Here is a 19837-nt window from a genome sequence, read left to right as displayed (position 1 = left end):
ATTTTAGATATGGCAGTTGGCAGAAAACAGAATTTTGATTAAAATAGTTGATGATAGTTAACGAGAATATGAAAACAGAAGAAAAAATCATTGCAGACGAATTCGGCCCAGAATACGTGGTTGAGGTTAATTCTTTAAAGCCGAAATTTAAGGGGTTTTTGATTATTGACAATTTAGCTCTCGGGGTTGGCAAGGGGGGAATCAGGATGGCCGCCAACCTGACTTTGGGCGAGCTTTTCCGTTTAGCCAGAACCATGACCTGGAAAAATTCTCTTTTTGAACTCCCTTTTGGCGGGGCTAAAGCAGGGATTGTGGTAGATCCAAGGAAACTCTCTTTAAAAGAGAAAAAAGAAATTATTCAGGCTTTTGCCAAACTTTTATCGCCTTTTATTCCAAAATACTATATTGCCGGACCAGATATTGGCACGGGTGAACAGGAAATGAAGTGGTTTAGCCAGGCCCTAGGAATCTGGAATTCAGCCACTGGAAAGCCCAAGGATTTTTGTTTCTGCGTCGCCAAAAAATGCAACTGCGGTTTGCCTCACGAGCTAGGGTCTACCGGTTTTGGAGTAGCCGAGGCTGCCAAGGTTGCTGCCGAGCTTTCAAATCTTGATTTAAAGGGAGCGACCGTGGCCGTTGCCGGTTTTGGCAACGTCGGCAGTTTTGCCGCCAAGCACTTGTCTGAGGCCGGGGCCAAGATCGTGGCCGTTTCTGAAGCCGAAGGCGCCATTTTCAACAAAGACGGTTTAGATTTAAATAAGATTATCAGCGCGAAAAAGAGAAAAAAGCCGCTGGCTGGCTGCGGCAAAGCTATAGCCAGAGACAAAATCTATGAACTGCCGGTGGATATTCTGATTCCGGCCGCAGTTTCCGACGTCGTCAACGAGAAAAATTGGCGGAAAGTCAGAGCCAGAATTATTGTCGAAGGAGCCAATATTCCGATTCCCGAAAAGATCGAGAATAAGCTTTGGCAAAAGGGGATTGTGATCGTTCCGGACTTTGTCGCCAACGGCGGCGGCGTCATTTCTTCTTTTGTCGAGTGGCAGGGCAAGTCTCCGGAGTTCATGTTTAAAACGGTTGAGGAAAAAATCCGGAAAGCCACCAGGGATGTTTTAAGAGAAAGCTTAAAAAGGAAACGCAACCCCAGAGATATCGCTCTCGTTCTGGCTAAAGAGAGGATAATAAAAACATTAACCCATAATTCTTTAAAGAATATTTAACGATATGGAAGAAGTCTTTGGGAAAATTAAATCATACTTAAAACGGCCGGTCCGGATTCCGGTTTTGCCGGTTGTCATTATTCTGGTCGTCGGTTTTGCGGCCCTGGGGTTTTCCGCGGGCATTCTGACCGACAGCTTTTATCCCGAGGCAGTCAAGACTTATTTGCAGCCCTATCTGGAAAAACTGAAAATTGCGCTGCCCGGACCAGAACTTTCGGAAAAAGAAATAATCAGAGAATATATCCCTCAGACCACCCAGGAGCAGGCGGTCATCAACGTGGTCAAAGATTTTTCCCCGGCCGTAGTTTCAATTATCATCACCAAGGATTTACCGGTGATTGAAGAGTATTACGTCTCGCCTTTTAATGATTTCTTCGGCCAGCCGTTTGAATTTAAAATTCCCCAATACCGGCAAAAGGGAACCGAGAAAAAAGAGATCGGCGGCGGGTCGGGCTTTATCGTTTCCGAAGACGGCATTGTTCTGACCAACAAACACGTAGTTCTGGACGCCGAAGCCGATTACACGATTTTGACCAATGACGGCCGAAAGTTCCCGGCCAAAGTCCTGGCCAAAGATCCGGCCCAGGACCTGGCGGTTCTAAAGATCGAAAAGGAAAATGTTACTGACAATTCCGGGAACCTTATTCCTAAGCCCTTTGCGGTGGTAAAACTGGGAGATTCTTCGAAACTGGAAATCGGCCAGACGGTTATCGCTATCGGCAACGCCCTGGGAGAGTTTAGAAACACTATTTCGGTCGGCGTGGTTTCCGGCCTCGGCCGGACGATTACCGCTTCGGGCGGAGGTTTTGTCGAGACATTAGAAGACGTCATTCAGACGGACGCGGCCATCAACCAGGGAAATTCAGGCGGGCCACTTCTTAATCTGCGGGGAGAGGTTATCGGCATTAACACCGCCACGGTCCTGCAGGCCCAGAATATTGGCTTTGCCATACCGATAAATCTCGCCAAAAGGGATATTCAGCAGGTGAAAACCATCGGCAAGATCGTTTATCCTTTCTTGGGAGTGAGATACGTTCTCATTAACGATAAGGTCAAAGAGGAAAATAATCTGCCGGTAGATTACGGCGCCTGGGTGGTCCGCGGCGAAACTGCCAAAGACGTGGCCGTAGTTTCGGGTTCTGCCGCCGACAAGGTCGGAATCAAAGACGGCGACATTATCCTCAGATTCAATAACGAAAAAGTGACCACGGAAAACTCTTTGGCAAAGATTATTCAGAAATACAGCCCGGGAGAAACGGTTTCCCTTAAAGTCTTGAGAAACGGCAAGGAAAACACGGTCAGCTTGATTTTAGGAGAGAGGAGCGAGTAGGTTTCGGCAGGTGCCTCGCTTCAAACGGAGCGAGCTTTTGATTTTTCGGTTAAAATCTGTTTTAATTATACTAGATACTAAATACTAGATGCTAAATACTCATTTGTGAACGGAGGCAATTTTACCCGCAAAGCCCAAGACACGATTCTCCGGGCTCAAAACATCGCTCAAGAAAGGGGCCAGCAGCAGATTGACGCCCTGCATTTGCTAATGGCTTTGCTTTCTGAAGAAGAAAGCGTTGTTTCCAGTCTTCTGCAAAAACTTGGAGTCGATAGCGAAGCCTTGAGAAAGAAGGTTGATCAGGAGATCGCCAAGATATCAACGATTGTTGCTCCTCAGGCTTTCGGCCAGTTCTATCTGACCCAGGACATGGGCAGAGTGATGGAAACGGCCAGGCAGGAGTCAATGAAAATGGGAGACGAATTCATTTCGGTCGAGCATTTATTTTTAGCGCTGCTGGCAGTGCCGACCCGGGCCAAAGACATCTTAGAGAAAGCCAGCGCCATTGGCGACGGATCAACCATTCTTGAATTCGGCAAGCTAGACTACGAAACAGCTTTGAGAATCCTGGCCCAGATCAGGGGCGGCCAGAGAGTTACCGATCCGGAACCGGAGTCAAAATACCAGGTGGTTGAAAAGTATGCCAGGAATCTGACCCAGCTGGCCAGGCAGGGAAAACTGGATCCGGTTATTGGCAGAGAGAACGAAATCAGGAGGCTGATGCAGGTTTTGTCTCGGCGGACCAAGAATAATCCGGTTCTGATCGGCGAGGCCGGAGTCGGCAAGACCGCGGTCGTTGAAGGCTTAGCTCAAAGGATTATCAATTCAGAAGTTCCTCAGAGCTTGAGAGACAAGGAAATCATTGCCCTGGATTTGGGCGCGATTATCGCCGGAACAAAGTATCGGGGCGAGTTCGAAGACAGGATCAAGGCCTTGCTGAAAGAAGTTAATCGGGCCTCGGGCCGCTATATCCTTTTTATTGACGAGCTTCACACTTTGGTCGGAGCCGGGGCCGCCGAAGGCGCTATTGACGCTTCTAACCTTTTAAAGCCGGCTTTGGCCAGGGGAGAGTTGCGGGCGATCGGCGCCACCACTCTCAAGGAGTATCAGAAATACGTTGAAAAGGACCCGGCTCTGGAAAGAAGATTCCAGCCCATTTACGTAGCCGAACCCTCAATCGAAGACGCCGTTTTGATTTTGAGAGGGATCAGGGAAAAGTACGAGTTGTATCACGGTGTCAAAATCAAGGATTTTGCCCTGAGGGCGGCAGCTGAATTGTCTGCCAGGTATATTCCTGACAGATTCTTGCCGGATAAGGCAGTTGACTTGATGGACGAGGCCATGAGTTCTTTAAAACTGGAAATGGAGTCTGAGCCGGCAGACCTGGAGAATTTGAAAAGGGAAGCCCAGAAACTAGAGATTGAAAAGCAGGCCTTAAAGAACGAAAAGGGGTCTGCCAGGAAAATTAAGACGGTTTCCCGGCAGTTAGCTGATTTAAGCGAGAGGATCAAGGCGATCGAGGGCCGGTGGAAAGGCGAGAAAGAGATTGTTGATAAAATCAAGGATTTAAGAAAGGAAATTGAAGAAGCTCAATTTTTAGCAGAAGCCGCCCAGAGGCAGGGCGACCTTCAGAAGGTCGCCGAGGTAAAGTATGGGAAAATCCCCGGACTTTTAAAACAGCTGAGAAGCTCTGAGAGGAAGCTGGCAATAGTCCAAAGGATAAAGCCAATTCTGAAAAAGGAAGTCGACGAGGAAGACATCGCTGGAGTGGTTTGCCGCTGGACGGGCATTCCCGTAACCAGGCTGATGGAAGAAGAAGTCAGAAAACTGGCCAGAATTGAGGAGATCCTGACGAAAAGGGTTGTCGGCCAGAGCGAAGCCATTAAAGCGATCGCCAACGCCATTCGCAGGTCCCGGGTCGGCATTTCAGAAGAGAACCGGCCGTTGGGGTCTTTCATGTTCTTGGGTCCGACCGGAGTCGGCAAGACCGAGACCGCCAGGGCCTTGGCCGGGTTCCTTTTTAATGACGAGAACGCCATGATCAGGCTTGATATGTCGGAGTATATGGAAAAGCATACGGTTTCAAAAATGATAGGTAGCCCCCCTGGCTACGTCGGTTACGAAGAGGGCGGCCAGCTGACCGAAAAGATCCGCCGGCGCCCTTACAGCGTTGTTCTTCTCGACGAGATCGAAAAAGCCCACCCCGAGGTTTTTAACATGCTCTTGCAGATACTCGAAGATGGCAGATTAACCGATGCCAAGGGCAGAGTCGCTTCTTTTAAAAACGCCATTCTGGTTATGACCTCAAATGCTGGGTCTGAGATTATCACCAGAGAGGCGGCTTTAGGGTTTACTTCCGGAGACGAAAGCAATTCCATGAGAGAATCCCTGAAAGACAAGGTTCTTCAGGCTTTGAAAGATACTTTTAGGCCCGAATTTCTGAATCGGGTTGACGAGATCATTGTCTTCAACTATCTCGGCAAGGACGAGATCAGGAAGATCGTTGAGCTCGAGCTGGGGAAAGTTACTGCCAGGCTGAAAACCAAGAAGATTGAGCTCGGATTTTCTGAAAAAGCCAAGGAGTTTTTGGTTGGCAAAGGCTTTGATCAGAACCTGGGAGCCCGGCCTCTCAAAAGAGTTATCCAGCAGCTGATCTTAGATCCCCTGGCTTTAAAACTGGTGACGGCCGAGATAGAATCAGGAGTTCCGGTTTTGGTTGATGAAGAAAACGGCAAGATCGTTTTTCCCCTGCCAAAATCTATTAAAAACGTCAAGGCAGAAGCCAAAGAAAAAGCTCCGGTTGCCTAGTTCTATGGGAATGAAAATTATTTATCTTCTCCTGACTTTCGTCTTCGGAATCGCCGGAGGCATTTTTGCAGATCAAATACTCTGGCCTTATTTTATTGAGAGGCCTCTTTTTTATCAGTATCGGCTTGACCAGCCGTCGGTCTATGTCACCGAGAGAAAGGAGGTGATTATCCAGGAGAATACGGCTCTAGAAGAAGCGGTTGACAAGGTTTCCAAAACCGTGGTCGGAGTAAAGACAAAGCTGAAAAACGGTGGAATTCTTGAAGGTTCGGGCATAGTCATTACCAACGACGGCTTGGTCGTCACCTTGGCAGAACTGGTTCCCCAAGGAGAGGTTTTTAGCTTTTTCCTCGAAGGCAAGTCCTATGCCTTTCAGGTTTTAAAAAGAGATTTAAAGGAAAACTTAGCTCTAATTAAGCTTGAAGTAGATTATTCAACGACCATCGGTTTTGCCGATTCAGGAGAGTTGAAATTAGGAGAAAGGGTTTTTGCGATTAGTTATCGTTTTGGCAAAGACGGTTCACAAATGATTGTTAATGAGGGGATTATCAAGGCAATCAGCGCTGACAAGATTGAAACTAATATCTTAGAAGAGTCCGCTTTTAACGGCAGTCCGGTTTTTAATATTGAAGGCGAGATTATCGGTCTGGCCGAACTTGGCCTCGAAGGCAACGTCCAAGCCATTCCCATTTCCGTGATTAAGTCTTTCACCGGATTTTAGTCGGGGGGAGGACTCAAAGCTATTTTTGTGTCGCCCAATCTATATTGTAGGAGTATAAAAAAGTCCAATGAGAAAATTATGGATAATAAACTGCGTGAAGAAATAAAGCAGAATCTTAAACAGTCTCTGCGTAAATACGTTACAAATTTTTCCTGTGATAATATCCAGCCTCTGGATTTGCTTATACCTAAAGAGCGGAAAATTCGTTCAGTTGTTGGGGGACTGGAAACAAGCATGGGGACAACCGTTTGGCAGCCGATTGCAAAAACCTTGGCTAAGAATAACGGTTTCAAGGTTATAGAGGGTAAGATTTTAAAACCCGATCCCTTTCCAAAAGAATTAGCAACTGAGCTAGCGACCATCACGACATTAAGGGAAAATAAGGGTACTTGGATAAGCGTACAGGAATGTGCAAAGCGTTTAAAAAAAATATGTGAGCATTTGAGTAAGATTGGAATCCAGTATATTGCACCAGCCCCAGGCACAGGTGTTGATATATATTTTAGTAAAGAGGGGACTGAATATGCGTATGACATAAAGACTGTCCAACCTAACTTAGGCAGTATAAAGTCTTTTAATAAGCAAATACTGGAATGGTACGCTTATAGAATATTTAAAGATCCTGAAGTTACTATTGAATGTAAAATTGCCTATCCATACAATCCTTATCATGACGATTTCTGGATACATCCGCCTAATAACCAAGGCGTTCTTGAACCTGGAGTTGACGCAGTTGTGGAGAATCAGTTTTGGGATTTTATTTCCGGCTTAAATAATACTTATCAACAAATTACCTCGATTTTTTTGGAGCTTAATAAAGAGGGATTCGGTAAAGAATTGTCGGAACTTATTAAGAAAATAAAGCCTTAATTCTCTAAGGAACCTTGTGGATAACCATTGCATAATGCAGTGGTTATTTGTGTTATAATAACCTAACATGACGGGATTAATAACAATTACTGAGACTGCACAAAAAATTGGTGTTTCTGTCGATACGATCAGAAGGTGGGAGAAAAAGAGCTTGATTCGGGGGCAACGCAGTAATTTAAATTATAGGGTTTTTGATTTGGCAGAAGTCAAAAGGGTTCATGATAAATTTTTTGGTAAGTCAGATACAAATAACTATAAAATTTTAAAAACCAATAAAAAAACTGGTTATCAAGTTCTTGAGCTTTTTGCTGGGGCAGGTGGTACTGCTTTGGGTTTTCACAATGCAGGCCTCGGGCACGTAATGCTGAACGACTTTGATTCTGATTCTACCAAGACCTTAAAAGAGAATAAACCAAACTGGAATGTCATTAAAGAAGATATTAAAAAAATAGACTTTAAAAAATTTAAGGGCAAGACGGAAATTGTTGAAGGGGGCTTCCCTTGTCAAGCTTTTAGTTATGCCGGTAAAAGGTTAGGCTTTGACGACATAAGGGGGACGATGTTTTTTGAGTTTGCAAGGTGTATCAAGGAAGTCCAGCCTAAAATCTTTATGGGTGAAAATGTCAGGGGTTTATTGAAGCATGACGGAGGCAAGACCTTAGATACTATAATTAAGATCTTGGATGAACTTGGTTACAATGTAAGATATAAGGTGATAAAAAGCCAATATCACGATGTTCCCCAAAAAAGGGAAAGGTTAGTTATTCTAGGTGCTAAGAAAGATTTAAAATTGCCCATTCTTTATCCAAAGGAGAAAAATTATATTGTCACAATAAAGGAGGCGTTAGCTAATTGCCCCGAATCTATAGGTCAAAAATATACACCAAGGAAAAAAGAAATAATGGCATATGTTAAGCCGGGTGGATATTGGAGGGACTTACCAATTGAACTCCAGAAAGAGTATATGGGGGCGAGTTTCTATATGGGGGGAGGGAAGACAGGTATGGCAAGGAGATTGTCCTGGGATGAACCTTCTTTGACCCTCACTTGCAACCCTGCGCAGAAACAGACCGAGCGTTGTCATCCCGAAGAAACAAGGCCATTAAAGGTAAGGGAATATGCAAGGATACAAACATTTCCCGACAGTTGGAGATTTATTGGTTCTATAGCATCCCAATATCGTCAAATCGGGAACGCTGTTCCTGTAAATTTGGCTTACCATTTGGGAAGGTGCATAATTGCGATGCTTGAAAAGAAGCCAGATTTTAAGACAATGGAAATGGCCAATGAAATTACCCAAATTAAATTGTTGTGATTATGGCAGACATATTTCCCAAGGCGGTAAGAAGCCGGATAATGGCTTCTATAAAGCAAAAAAATACTAAAATTGAAAAAGCGGTTTTTAAGAAATTAAACCAGAAAAAAATATACTTTCAAAAACATCTGAGTAATATTTTAGGCACGCCAGATATCTCTTCGCCTTCTAAAAAGAAGGTCATTTTTCTAGATGGGGATTTTTGGCATGGGTACCAATTCACAAAATTAGAGGGACGGTTACCAAAAAAATTTTGGATTCCAAAAATCGAAAGGAACATCAAAAGAGATAAAAAATATCGTCAAAAACTTAGAAAAGAAGGGTGGAAAATCTTAAGAGTATGGGAGCATGAAATTGAAAAAGATTTAGATAAAGCAGTAGAAAAAATCATCAAATTTTTATCTTGACTTTAGAATCGAAATATTCTATGATTAAATAATGCGATAAAAAGCAGGGGCGAAAAGCCCTGACGAGAATTACTTAGATTATTCAGCCGGGGCAACCCGGATTTTTATTTGAAAAGGAAATCAATGAGTAAGGCAAAAATAATAGTTGATGCAAGAGTTTACATACCCGATGCTCACATCAAGGGTCGTTTAACTAAAGGCAAGTCTTCTTGCGGAGTTTTGGTGATAGACGAGAGGGGTGAAGAGTTTGAATTCAAAAAATATTTAGGAGAAATGACTGTTCCGGAAGCAGAATTTAGGGGTTTAATTTTTGCCTTAGACCAAGCGGTATCAGCCGTGAGATATGAGGTAGAGGTTTGGATGGATAGCGAATTGGTAATTAACTGGATGAAAGGAGAATACAGGTTGAAAAAAGAACACATAAAACCTTTGTTTGATGAGGCAAAAAAATATGAGCAAAGATTTAAAAAGGTGGACTATTTTCACCATCCGAATACCTCGACTTTAGCTAAGAAAGCCCACAAATTGGCAGAAGAAGCTTATAAAGATAGTCAATTATAAAAAACCCTAAATAAGAATTGAAGATTTAATTTAGAAATAAAATTATGAAATATGATATTATAATTGTTCTCTGCCCGTGGATAATAGTCGGGGGCGAATTCCCTCAATTTTTAAATGGAAAATATTTAGGTGGTCAAATCAGGATGGATGCGGCGTGTAGAATTTTTGAGAAAAACAACGGAACGAAGTTTGTACTTACTGGCGGTTATAATGAGAAAAATGGTGGGCGATCTGATAAGGTAAGAGATATGAGAAAGTTTCTTGAAGAAAAGTGCCCAGGGATACAAATTATTGAATGTCCATCTTTACCCTGTACCAGACATAATTTGATCGCAATTTTTAACACCTGGACTAAGGAGGACACCGATGTGATAGATAAGAAGATTGGTCTTTTGACCAATTTTTATCATTTACCTCGGGCTTTGAGATTTTGGGGAGAACTCGTAAATAGTGAAGGGTTTAAGAACATCCCCGTCCCGATACCAATAAGCGCGGAATCCGTTATCGATTTATCTGGGGATACGTATATTAGATTTATAGAATATCTTCTGACTCTAGACGGAGAGATCAGGGGGTTGGGAGATAACGAAAAAGGAGCCTATAACGACAAATGCGTAAGCGATAGAGGGCTAGATTCTTTTAGAGAGATTGTCCAGCAAAGACCAGAGATTTTATTGACAAACGAGGAACGGAAAGAACTTGCAAAGAGAGGCATTTTATAGCATGTCTGTCCTACAGCCAATAATTGTTTCGCTTGATTAATCATAATTTCAGGAAGAGCCACGGTTTCAACCCGCTTAAAGGTTCGAAAATCATCCCGCCTAGTGGGGAGTGGCGTTTGATTTTATGCCGGAAAAAGGCGCTTTCAGGATTCTCGGCGCTAATGTTAGTTTGAAAAACTCTATTTTTGACAATAACCGGGCTGCCGGATCTATATTTCAGGAAGTAGCAACGCTTCCTTGGAGAATTTAATTTTGCGGAATCAAAAAGTGTTTTACGGAAATAACAACTATAAATCAGTTGGCTTGTGGATTAGACAGGCAACTCTGCCAACCCTTTCCGGCCTGGAAATCAGGAACAATAATTATGGCATTTTCTGGCCCACCAGTAGCACTTGTCAGGATTTGGATAATAATTCCAGCTTGATTTTCAGCCAAAATACTTACGGCGACAAAAAGTGCGGTCAGGCAGACCCGTGGTAATGAACTTACCTTAGTTGCTTAACTTAATTAAGCAACTCTTGAGGCTCGGCGGAAGCCGGTTTTTTAGTTGCCTAATCTTTAGTTTTTAGCTATTCTGTTCTGAAGATGGAAAAACAAGAATTAATCCAATTGACCGAGGAGCTTTATCGCTTGACTTTGCTTTTCCCGAAAAAAGAGCCTCTGCGCTATAAAATCCGGGAATTGGCCGATAATATCCTGGCGAACCATTTGAGATTGGGTCTTGCTTTGGGAAAACAAAGGGAACTTGTTTTGGATATCTGCCAGGATCTAAGGGTTTTGGAAGGTTTTTTTGCGGTTGCTAAGGAACAGAATTGGGTAAGCCCCGGAAATCTCTTGAGGATAAGCGGGAGGTATGCTAGTATGAAACAAGAACTGGAAGATACAGAAGTATTAGTTCCGGAAACGATAACGGCTGAAAGCCCGCTGGATTTTAATAGTCCACCGAAAAATACCAGGCGCCGGGACAGAATTTTAGAGATTTTAAAAGGAAAAGGCAAGGCTCAAGTTTGGGAATTCAAAGAGATATTCCCGGGGGTAACCAAAAGGACATTGAGGCGCGACTTTGAAAAATTGCTGGCACAGGATCTGGTTGAAAGGATTGGACAGAGAAATCAGACATATTATCAGCCGAAGCCAAACATAACAACCAATATTGTATAGGTAGGACATTCCTTAGGACAAAACCATCCACAGTTTATCCCTAGTTTGTCCTATCATTTTATTCTTGATTTACCCTAAATAAACTTATCTGTCCTATATGGGCAACCTTCAAAATAGGTTTAGTAAAATCTACGACCAATACATTTCTAGAATCTACAGGTTTATTTTCCTGAGAGTGAATTCTACGGAAACGGCTCAGGATTTAACTTCGGAAACGTTTGTCCGGGCCTGGGATAGGTTCAGGGCCGGAAATCCAAAGCCCGAAATTAAGAACTGGGCCGCTTTTCTATACCAGATTGCCAGAAACCTGGTTATTGATTTTTATCGGGAAAAAAGCAAAATTCAGATTGTTTCAGCTAGCTATGTGGCAGATCCTGGCATGAACCTGGAAGAAAAAGCGATTTTAAACTCAGATATGGGACAGGTAAAACTGGCTCTATCTAAACTTGGAGAGGAGCAGCAAGAAGTCATTATCTGGAGATACCTGGACGGGCTCTCTGTCAAAGAAATAGCTTTGATCTTGGGCAAGCCGGAAGGAACGATTAGGGTTATTACCCATAGGGCAATGGCTGCTCTGAGAGAGCAAATGAACAATGAACAATGAACAATGAACAACCCTTTGGTTGAAAAAGCCGACCAATTAGCTCATTCGGTTTATTGCCTTACTAAGAATTTCCCTAAGGAGGAGCTTTACGGAATTGTTTCTCAATTAAGGCGAGCAGCACTTTCAGTGCCTCTTAATATAATCGAGGGTTTTGCCCGAAAGGGGAGCAAAGACTGCCGTCAATTTCTCCATATTGCTTATGGTTCTCTAAAGGAAACGAAATATCTTCTTTATTTTTCTTTTGGAGAGAAAATTTTAAGCAAAGAGGACTATTTGAAGACCTTAGCCGTCTGTGAAGAAGTGGGGAAAATGCTCTGGGCTTCTATAAAAACCATTGAAAAAAAGATCATAAAGTAATTGTCCGCTGCTCGCTGCTCACTGCTCATTGTTCACTGTTCGCTGTAACGTTTTGGCGGAATTTGCGTCATTATAGGTGATAATCAGATTTACCTTCAAATGAACGAAAGAAACCTGATTAAGAAAATCCAGACCCTGAACAGAATCCAACCCAGTAAAGATTGGGTGGTTTTGACTAAAAGCTCTATTCTGAATCAAGAATTCAGACGAGCCGTCCCGACGGAATCGGGAATAGGCCAGATTCTTGGCTCTGGGGAAGCGGTGCGAACCAGCCGGATTAGTGAAATTCTTGAGGTTTTCCAGATCTTGCCTCGTTTTTCTTTAGGATATAAAGGATATAAGCCTGCTTTGGTAGCCATAACTTTTGTCGGCCTTTTGGTTGGAGTTTTCGGATTTGCCCAAAACGCTTTGCCCGGCAGCCTGCTTTACCCGGTTAAAAAGATGACCGAGAGGGCAGAAACCTTTTTTGTTTCTTCAGAAAAGTTGCCAGAGGCCCAGCTGGAACTGGCGAATAGGCGCTTGACTGAATTAAACCAGATTGTCCAGAATAACCAGGTGAAAAATATGGCGCCGGCAATCAATGAGTTTAGGCAAAGCATGGTTGAGGCGGCTGATAGATTAAAAATAGTTGATGGTTCGCCGAAATTGACCAGAGGAATTGTTGACGAAGCAGGGAAATTAAAGGAAAACAAGGAAAAGATCGAGGCTCTGGGAGTGGTTGTCGGCGAAACCAAAGAGTTTGACGAAGCTTATTCTCAGTGGGTGGAAAAGAAGGTGGAAGAGCAGATTAAGGATCTGGAAGGCCGTTCATTAACCCCTTCTCAAGAGAAACTTTTAGAGAAAGCCAAGGAAGATTACCAAAAAGGCGGTTTTGAGCAGGCTTTAGAAGGGCTTTTGCTTTTGAGCTATCCACAGCAATAAAATGATGTTTACGGTAATTCGTAAAATGCTTTATTTTGACAACTGAAGGCCTTTAGGGTCCGGGTTTTTTGGGTGCGAAAAGAGATATCTCTACCCAAAAGACTAGGGCCTCGGTCGGCAATGGCCAGAAATAAAAAATAACAAAAATTAACAAACATTAAAAACAAATGCAGAAAAAACTTTTAGCGATTGTAATGAGCGTGGCTTTGGTGGCAATGATTGTTCCGAGCGGAGCTTTCGCTTTGACCGCAGAAGAGCTGGCGGCGCAGATCGCCGCCCTTCAGGCTCAATTGACTCTGTTAACTAGCCAATTGAACGGAACACCATCAACCCCCGCGTCAGGATCTTGCACAGTTTCCTTTAACGCCAACCTCTACTATGGTTTGAGGGGTGGTAATGTGAAGGCTTTGCAGGAATTCCTGATCAGCAAGGGGCATTTGGCGGCCGGTTTGAACACTAGCTACTTTGGTCCTTTGACCAGGGCAGCGGTTTCAGCCTACCAGAAAGCCAAAAGCATCAGCCCCACAGCTGGATACTTTGGTCCTTTGACCAGAGCCGCTGCCAATGCTGATTGCGGCGGAGTCACGCCATCACCAAGTCCGACAACTAGTCCAAGTCCGAGCCCAAGCCCGACCCCATCAGCAGATGCGGTCAGTTTGAGTTCGGCTCCGGCAGCTTCAGCTGTTGCCAAGAATTCACAAAACGTGGTCTTCTTCAGCTTGAAATTCGCTGCTGGATCAACTGCCTATACCGTCTCAAAGATCGTGGTTTCCAGGGGCGGAGTTTCTGCCGACACTGACATTGCTGCCATCAAACTTTACGATGGTTCAACCCAGATTGGCTCGACTCAGGCTTTAAACACAACCACTCACAAAGCAACCTTTAATGTCAGCTGGAATGTTCCCGCAAATACCGAGAAAATATTGACCGTCAAGGCCAATATTTATTCCGCTGCCACCGTCGGCGACAGCGTTACCTTAGGAATTGCGGCTATCGCAGACATTGTTTCAACTTCAGCGGGTCTGGCAGGGTCATTCCCAATAGTCAGCAACGCAATGACTATTGCCGGCGTCTCTGTTGGTACGCTTAATGTTGACGTCCAGGCCGGTTTGGTCCCGCTTGCCACCATCCTTTCCGGAGCAGTGGAGCAGGAAATTGCCGCCTGGAAATTTGCCGCAGTCTCAGAAGGTTTCAGCGTTAAATCAATTAAGGTTACCCATGTTGGCTCTGCGACCAGAACCGACGTTTCTAACCTTAAATTAAAGGTTTCTGGAGCTCAATTAGGCTCGACTGTAGCTGAATTGGGTTCAGACAACACAGCAACCTTTGATCTATCAGCTTCGCCTTTGATAATCAATTCTGGCCAGTCGAAGTATGTTTATGCCTACGCAGATACTGCGGCCGGCATTAACACTTCACGGACCGTCATTTTTGAGATTACCCAGGCAACTGACGTTGATGCCTATGGTTCAAACTCTGGCGGCGGCGTAACCATTACCTACAGCAGCGGCACCGCTTTCAGCCGCCAAACTGGCGCGACCATGACCATTGGTCAGGGAACCTTGAGCGTGGCTCTTGACTCTGCCACTAACCCGGCAGTCCAGAGTTATGTTTTAGGAACGACCAACCGTTTAGTCGCCGCCTTTAAGTTCTCGACCGGTTCAACAGAAGGCGCGAGAATAACAGAATTGACTCTTACCCAGGCGAGCGCTAGCGGAACCGCGACTGATATTTCCAATATCAGCTTGTACGACGGTTCAACCCTGATTGCCTCGGGCAGCATGGTTGGATCTACGGTAAAATTCGGCGCTAATACCATTGGCTGGGATTCAGGCGGTGGTTTATTTGATATGCCGGTTTCTACCAACAAAGTTATTCAGGTGAAAGCTGATGTTCCATCGGGAGCAACAGCCGGAACCAGCCGGATTGGCTTGAAAGTCAATGCCGCAGCCGATCTGAGAGCAGATGGCCTTACTTCCCAGTATGATTTGCCGTCTGGTTCAGTGACTCTCGGCAGCCCGACGCCAACCGGCAACGGCCACACCATTTCTTCTTACGGCACCCTGGTGGTATCTTTGAGCTCAACCACGCCTTCAGCCCAGACTTATGTTAAGGGCGTAGCGGGGAAAGAGTTCACCAAGATCAACTTTACTGCCGGGACCGGCGAAGATATGCTGGTTTCCGCCGTAACTATTAGATGTTACGAAGCAGGCACGGGTACGGGAGATGCGTGCGATTCTGGAGACGTGACCAGTGTGAAACTGATGAAATCAGACGGCACCCAGTTCGGGTCAACCGTGGCTTCACCGACCGCTTCAGCTTCCTTCTCGGGCAGCTTGACCGTTCCGGCCGGGACCACAGTAATCTTAACTGTAGTAGCTGATGTTCCATCAAGCAGCACTACCTCTTCGGTCCACTTTGATTTGCCGGGAGCGGGAACCGTTGCCGATGACATTACTTCAACTGGAGTTTACTCCACTGCGGATGTCACCGAAACTGGTTCTGCCACAGGCAACTTGATGACAATTGGCACGGGTACATTAACTATCTCTGCCAGCTCAAGTCCGGCTGACCAGACAGTGGTTTTGAGCTCAACTGGCGTAAACTATGTCAGTTTTGTGATGACCGCCGGCACAGCCGAAGATATCAGAATAACTTCAGTCAAACTGACCCGCACTTCTTCAGGCACCGGAGCTGATGCCGATATTTCCAGCATCGCCCTTTACGATGGAACCACTAGGCTGACCGCTTACAAACCTTGGGACACGGGTGGGGGGACAGTGACATTTTCCGCCTCTGACTTTTTGAACTCTTTGGGAATAGATGTTTCCAAGGGCCAGCAGAAAGTTATTGGCGTTTATGCTGACACTCCTTCGGGAGCGGTCAATGCTCACCTGAATGCTCTTGGTATTGATTTACCAGCCAGCGTTACTGTTAGCGGATTGACTTCGGGAGCGAGCATTACTCCGACCCTAAGCCCAACGAGCGGCGTTAACTACGCAGTTACTGGCGCAGGAGAATACGAGGTGACCCTGACAACCGCAGGATCCTTGACTTTAACGACCAACCCCGACACTCCGATCATTGCCAGTCAGGCAGTCGGAGCCGAAGGCCAGGGTAAAAGCGCGGTAAGCTTCACCAAGGTCTTGTTCACTGCTATTTATGAAGCAGTTGACATAAAGTCAATCAGGATTATCGTATCAGGTGGAGCAGACGGAGACTTTTCGGCTGTCAAGATTTACGACGGAACAACCCAGGTAGGTTCAACCGGATACCTTTCCGGAGGCTTAGTCACATTCAACTTCCTTCCGGGAGCTTATGTGAGAGTGCTTAAGAACCAGACCAAGGTTTTGACTCTTGTCGGAGACTTGGCAGGTATTGGTTCAACTAGCGGCGCTTCAAGCGGAGACGCTCCGAAGCTCTGCGTAGACGCAGTCAGTCCAAGCTATGTGATAACTGCTGAGGGAGCCGAGTCTAAGGGATCTATCAGCGTTGCCGGCACAACAGACCTTTGCGGCACCGAGCAGATCTTGAGGCAATCAGTGCCTACTTTAGCTGCTGGTTCTCTGCCTTCAACTCTGTTGAGTTCTGGCACGAAGACGCTCTACAAGTGGACTGTTTCTGCTGACGCAATCGGCAATATCGGTTGGAAAGCGATGATGTTCCACTTCTCTGGCTCTATTCACACTGACGCTACAACCGTCAGAACCATCGGTACCGATGACACCACGACTATCAAGACAGACGGCGTTTACATGATTGTTGCGACTGACGGCGCAGCGGACACTAAGCTGATTGATGAATCTTCAATGAAGGTTTACAACTCAGCGACCAACACCCAAGTGGCCGGAGCCTGGTACTTCAGAACTGATACTGATGCCAATGGCGGGACCTATGCTGTTTTTGTCGCTACCAACGAAGAAGTGATATCCTACGGAACGACCAACACCTATGAATTAAGAGGCGATTTGGCCTACGGCGGCTACACCGGTGATGCGGTTCTGGTAAGAGTGCCTGATCTGGCAAGCTCGGTGGCAACTACCACCTATGCTCTAGCATTCGGTACTGACAATGCTGCGGACAGCTGCACTTCAGCTACAACCGTCACCAAGTCATTTGCCTGGTCTGACAGGTCAGCTGCTGGCCACGCGGTGACAACGTCTGATTGGTCAGACGACTACAAAGTTCCTAGCTTCCCGCTATCAACTTTGACGCTCAGCAAATAGTTCTCGAGATAGTTCGGTATCTTCCTTAGTTAGTAGTTCTCAGTTTGTCCATCCTTGTGGGACAACCATCAAGCCTCCTTTGGGGGCTTTTTGGTTATTTATGATACAATGTAAGCGTAAAGCGCAAAGTGCAAAGCGTAAAACTACAATGCAAAATTCAAAACCAGAATTAAAACATCGAGCATACATTTTCGCCTTAGATGTTATGAGATTCATTGATGGTTTATCTCAAGACCAATCTTCTAAGATTATTGCCAATCAATTACTTAGAAGCGCTACTAGTATTGGGGCAAATATTATTGAAGCTCAAGCATCTAGTACCAAAAAGGATTTTACTAACTTTTTTAACCACGCCTTAAAGTCAGCGAATGAAACTAAATTTTGGCTAGGGCTTTTAAGAGACTCTGGCAAGGCAAGAGAGGAAAAAGTAAATCAACTATTGAAAGAAACAACAGAATTAGCCAACATTCTTGGCTCAAGTATCCTTACCCTTAAAGGAAAAAGGAAGCTTTAACTTTTGAGCTGTAACTTTACGCTTTGCGTTTTGAGTTTTGCGCTAAGTTAGTTTATCCACAGTTGACAGATGTTGTTCTTTTTTTGGTTAGGTGATATAATTTAAAAATGCCCTGCGGAATTTTAAAACAGGGAGGTTTAAAGGTCGAGATATCCTTGATTTTAATATTCAAGGAACAATCACAATAAATTAAAAAGTTTAGGTCGACAAAATATTAAAGTTAACAATATTTTTCTTTCCGTTTTTCGATGCATAAAAAACGGCGAGAAAACGAATTAATCTAAAATGCAAAACAAAATAAAAATACTTTCTCTAGTTCTTATAGGAATGATGCTTGCTTCCGGAATCCAGGCGGCGACGACCATAGGGTCTAACATCGCCACCGGAGGCAATATTACCGTCAATACAGATAAGTTTGTGGTGACCGGATCTAACGGCAATTTGGCGATTAACACCAACAAATTTACCGTTGATGGGGCCACCGGCAACACGCTTGTCGCCGGCACCTTGACCGTAACCGGCGCCCAGACTTTTACCGGCGCGCTTTACGCTGACGGCGGAGTGGACAAATCGACTGCCACTGCCCTGGCTTTAGGAGCGATCAACGCCAATGCCGTCAATATCAGCAGGACTGGCATGCCCACGACCATTCTGGGTACTTTCAATGTGGATCAGGCGACAACTCTTGATACTACCTTGGGAGTGACCGGCCTTTTGACCGCCAATGGCGGCATTACTGCTGACGCCGGCGTTTTTACCGTGGCTGATGCCACCGGCGCTCTTCACACTGCCGGCGACTTTGATGTTGCTACGAGCAAATTCACCGTTGCTTCGGCAACTGGCAATACCGTAGTTCAGGGAACCCTGACTACCGGCAATATTTCTGCTTATGGCGCAGGAGCCAACCAGGCGTTAACTATTGACGCTAAGGGAACAGAAACGATTACAGTTGGCGGCACTTCAACCGGCAATGTTATTATTGGCCCGACTGGCAAGACATTAACCTTAGTTAATGCTACCGGCGCAGTGACTGTGGCGGCGGGCGGATTGACCGTGACTGCCGGGGGAATGAATGTTACTGGCGCTTCAACAATCACCGGAGCTTTAGGCGGATTGACTGGTTTAACTGTCGCTTCTGGCGGAGCCAACATTACCGGCAATTCAACAATTACAGGAGCCTTAGGCGGATTAACAGGATTGACAGTAGCCTCCGGCGGAGCCGCCATTACCGGCAACTCAGCCATTGTTGGTGCTTTGACCGGTTTGACTGGTTTGACCGTGGCTTCGGGAACAGTTTCTTTGCCTAATGATCAGATTGGCGTGGCAGAAATTGCTCAAGGAACAGCAGGACAGCTTTTGATGTCTGACGCTACTCCTGATACCAATTGGGTGAGTATGTCAGGAGATGTTACTATTGACGGCGCTGGAGTCACCACTATTGGCGCAAACAAAGTGGCTTTGACGACTGATACTACCGGCGACTATGTTGCCAGCTTGACTGCGGGCAATGGCATTGCCGTGGGCGCAGCCGCAGAAGCAGGCACTCCAAGCGTAGCTTTAGCCGCTTTGACTGCTGATTGGGATCAGACCGGCGCTTTCGACGTTGTTCTCAATAATGCCAGTTCAGAACTGAAAATACGTGGCTCGGGCGGCGCTTTCTACGGTATATTTGACGTTGGCGCGGCCGTGGCTGATCGGACTTACACTTTTCCTGATGCTACAGGAGAAGTTAGTTTGCTTGGCCAGACAATTGAAACCGGCGAGATTACTGACGGCACGATTGCCAATGCTGACATTAGCGCTGCCGCAGTCATTGCTTTATCCAAACTTGCTTCAGGAGCATCAGCTCAGATTATTGTTGGTAACGCAACAGGAGTCCCAACATATGTAGATATGACCGGTGATGTGACAATCACTAACGCTGGCGTATCTGCCATCGGCGCACTAAAAGTTACCAATGCCATGATCGCGGCTGCTGCAGGCATTCCTTACAGCAAGTTGACCATCGCTGACGCTGACCTGACCATTGCTAAAACCACTGGTTTGCAAGCTGCCCTGGATCTTAAATCTCCTTTAGCTTCACCGACTTTTACCGGAACA

General features: G+C 45.4%; 17 protein-coding genes. All 17 read left to right on the top strand.

The features are described 5' to 3' along the window. The first annotated feature begins 68 nt into the window (after positions 1 to 68). The gene (locus Q8N16_00085) at positions 69 to 1220 is read left to right on the top strand and encodes a Glu/Leu/Phe/Val dehydrogenase (GenBank protein ID MDP3093149.1); all 1152 of its coding nucleotides are present in this window, start codon (positions 69 to 71) and stop codon (positions 1218 to 1220) included. Between the two features lie 4 nt (positions 1221 to 1224). Further along, positions 1225 to 2550: a trypsin-like peptidase domain-containing protein gene (locus Q8N16_00080; protein MDP3093148.1), complete on the top strand. Its 1326-nt coding sequence runs from the start codon at positions 1225 to 1227 to the stop codon at positions 2548 to 2550. Between the two features lie 105 nt (positions 2551 to 2655). Further along, positions 2656 to 5358, top strand: coding sequence for an AAA family ATPase (locus Q8N16_00075; GenBank protein ID MDP3093147.1), 2703 nt, complete (start codon positions 2656 to 2658; stop codon positions 5356 to 5358). A 4-nt stretch (positions 5359 to 5362) separates the two neighbouring features. Then, positions 5363 to 6079, top strand: a complete 717-nt coding sequence (locus Q8N16_00070; protein ID MDP3093146.1) for a serine protease — start codon at positions 5363 to 5365, stop codon at positions 6077 to 6079. Positions 6080 to 6157: 78 nt separating this feature from the next. Further along, complete coding sequence (locus tag Q8N16_00065; protein MDP3093145.1) at positions 6158 to 6949, top strand: TdeIII family type II restriction endonuclease; 792 nt, start codon at positions 6158 to 6160, stop codon at positions 6947 to 6949. Positions 6950 to 7016: 67 nt separating this feature from the next. Then, on the top strand, positions 7017 to 8264 hold the full coding sequence (gene dcm / locus Q8N16_00060) for a DNA (cytosine-5-)-methyltransferase (protein MDP3093144.1): 1248 nt from the start codon (positions 7017 to 7019) through the stop codon (positions 8262 to 8264). 2 nt (positions 8265 to 8266) lie between these two features. Next, positions 8267 to 8671 carry a very short patch repair endonuclease gene (locus Q8N16_00055; GenBank protein ID MDP3093143.1) on the top strand — a complete coding sequence of 135 codons (405 nt, stop codon included), beginning with the start codon at positions 8267 to 8269 and terminating at the stop codon, positions 8669 to 8671. A gap of 123 nt (positions 8672 to 8794) precedes the next feature. Further along, positions 8795 to 9232: a ribonuclease HI family protein gene (locus Q8N16_00050; protein ID MDP3093142.1), complete on the top strand. Its 438-nt coding sequence runs from the start codon at positions 8795 to 8797 to the stop codon at positions 9230 to 9232. A 44-nt stretch (positions 9233 to 9276) separates the two neighbouring features. After that, positions 9277 to 9954 carry a YdcF family protein gene (locus tag Q8N16_00045; protein ID MDP3093141.1) on the top strand — a complete coding sequence of 226 codons (678 nt, stop codon included), beginning with the start codon at positions 9277 to 9279 and terminating at the stop codon, positions 9952 to 9954. Positions 9955 to 10221: 267 nt separating this feature from the next. Next, positions 10222 to 10434: a hypothetical protein gene (locus tag Q8N16_00040; protein MDP3093140.1), complete on the top strand. Its 213-nt coding sequence runs from the start codon at positions 10222 to 10224 to the stop codon at positions 10432 to 10434. Positions 10435 to 10539: 105 nt separating this feature from the next. Next, entirely contained in the window at positions 10540 to 11115 is a 576-nt protein-coding gene (locus tag Q8N16_00035; GenBank protein MDP3093139.1) for a DeoR family transcriptional regulator, read from the top strand. Positions 11116 to 11212: 97 nt separating this feature from the next. After that, the gene (locus Q8N16_00030; GenBank protein ID MDP3093138.1) at positions 11213 to 11719 is read left to right on the top strand and encodes a sigma-70 family RNA polymerase sigma factor; all 507 of its coding nucleotides are present in this window, start codon (positions 11213 to 11215) and stop codon (positions 11717 to 11719) included. Between the two features lie 3 nt (positions 11720 to 11722). Then, positions 11723 to 12076 (top strand): four helix bundle protein, encoded by a 354-nt coding sequence (locus Q8N16_00025; GenBank protein MDP3093137.1) that lies wholly within the window; start codon positions 11723 to 11725, stop codon positions 12074 to 12076. Positions 12077 to 12175: 99 nt separating this feature from the next. After that, on the top strand, positions 12176 to 12997 hold the full coding sequence (locus Q8N16_00020) for a DUF5667 domain-containing protein (protein ID MDP3093136.1): 822 nt from the start codon (positions 12176 to 12178) through the stop codon (positions 12995 to 12997). 167 nt (positions 12998 to 13164) lie between these two features. After that, complete coding sequence (locus Q8N16_00015; protein ID MDP3093135.1) at positions 13165 to 17223, top strand: peptidoglycan-binding domain-containing protein; 4059 nt, start codon at positions 13165 to 13167, stop codon at positions 17221 to 17223. 148 nt (positions 17224 to 17371) lie between these two features. Further along, positions 17372 to 17737, top strand: a complete 366-nt coding sequence (locus Q8N16_00010; GenBank protein MDP3093134.1) for a four helix bundle protein — start codon at positions 17372 to 17374, stop codon at positions 17735 to 17737. Positions 17738 to 18022: 285 nt separating this feature from the next. Beyond that, the coding region (locus tag Q8N16_00005; protein MDP3093133.1) for a hypothetical protein at positions 18023 to 19837 on the top strand (1815 nt) is incomplete at its 3' end.

The organism is bacterium, assembly GCA_030693425.1.
GTDB lineage: Bacteria > Patescibacteriota > Minisyncoccia > Minisyncoccales > GWA2-46-15 > GWA2-46-15.
The sequence above is the reverse complement of the archived record's forward strand: the minus strand, read 5'-3'. Positions and strand labels throughout refer to the sequence as shown.

Coding starts and splice junctions, on each gene's coding strand:
- Q8N16_00085 (MDP3093149.1), top strand. CDS start 69: ATGAAAACAGAAGAAAAAATCATTGCAGACGAATTCGGCCCAGAATAC.
- Q8N16_00035 (MDP3093139.1), top strand. CDS start 10,540: ATGGAAAAACAAGAATTAATCCAATTGACCGAGGAGCTTTATCGCTTG.
- Q8N16_00010 (MDP3093134.1), top strand. CDS start 17,372: ATGCAAAATTCAAAACCAGAATTAAAACATCGAGCATACATTTTCGCC.
- Q8N16_00030 (MDP3093138.1), top strand. CDS start 11,213: ATGGGCAACCTTCAAAATAGGTTTAGTAAAATCTACGACCAATACATT.
- Q8N16_00070 (MDP3093146.1), top strand. CDS start 5,363: ATGGGAATGAAAATTATTTATCTTCTCCTGACTTTCGTCTTCGGAATC.
- Q8N16_00050 (MDP3093142.1), top strand. CDS start 8,795: ATGAGTAAGGCAAAAATAATAGTTGATGCAAGAGTTTACATACCCGAT.
- Q8N16_00055 (MDP3093143.1), top strand. CDS start 8,267: ATGGCAGACATATTTCCCAAGGCGGTAAGAAGCCGGATAATGGCTTCT.
- Q8N16_00015 (MDP3093135.1), top strand. CDS start 13,165: ATGCAGAAAAAACTTTTAGCGATTGTAATGAGCGTGGCTTTGGTGGCA.
- Q8N16_00065 (MDP3093145.1), top strand. CDS start 6,158: ATGGATAATAAACTGCGTGAAGAAATAAAGCAGAATCTTAAACAGTCT.
- Q8N16_00080 (MDP3093148.1), top strand. CDS start 1,225: ATGGAAGAAGTCTTTGGGAAAATTAAATCATACTTAAAACGGCCGGTC.
- Q8N16_00045 (MDP3093141.1), top strand. CDS start 9,277: ATGAAATATGATATTATAATTGTTCTCTGCCCGTGGATAATAGTCGGG.
- Q8N16_00025 (MDP3093137.1), top strand. CDS start 11,723: ATGAACAACCCTTTGGTTGAAAAAGCCGACCAATTAGCTCATTCGGTT.
- Q8N16_00020 (MDP3093136.1), top strand. CDS start 12,176: ATGAACGAAAGAAACCTGATTAAGAAAATCCAGACCCTGAACAGAATC.
- dcm (MDP3093144.1), top strand. CDS start 7,017: ATGACGGGATTAATAACAATTACTGAGACTGCACAAAAAATTGGTGTT.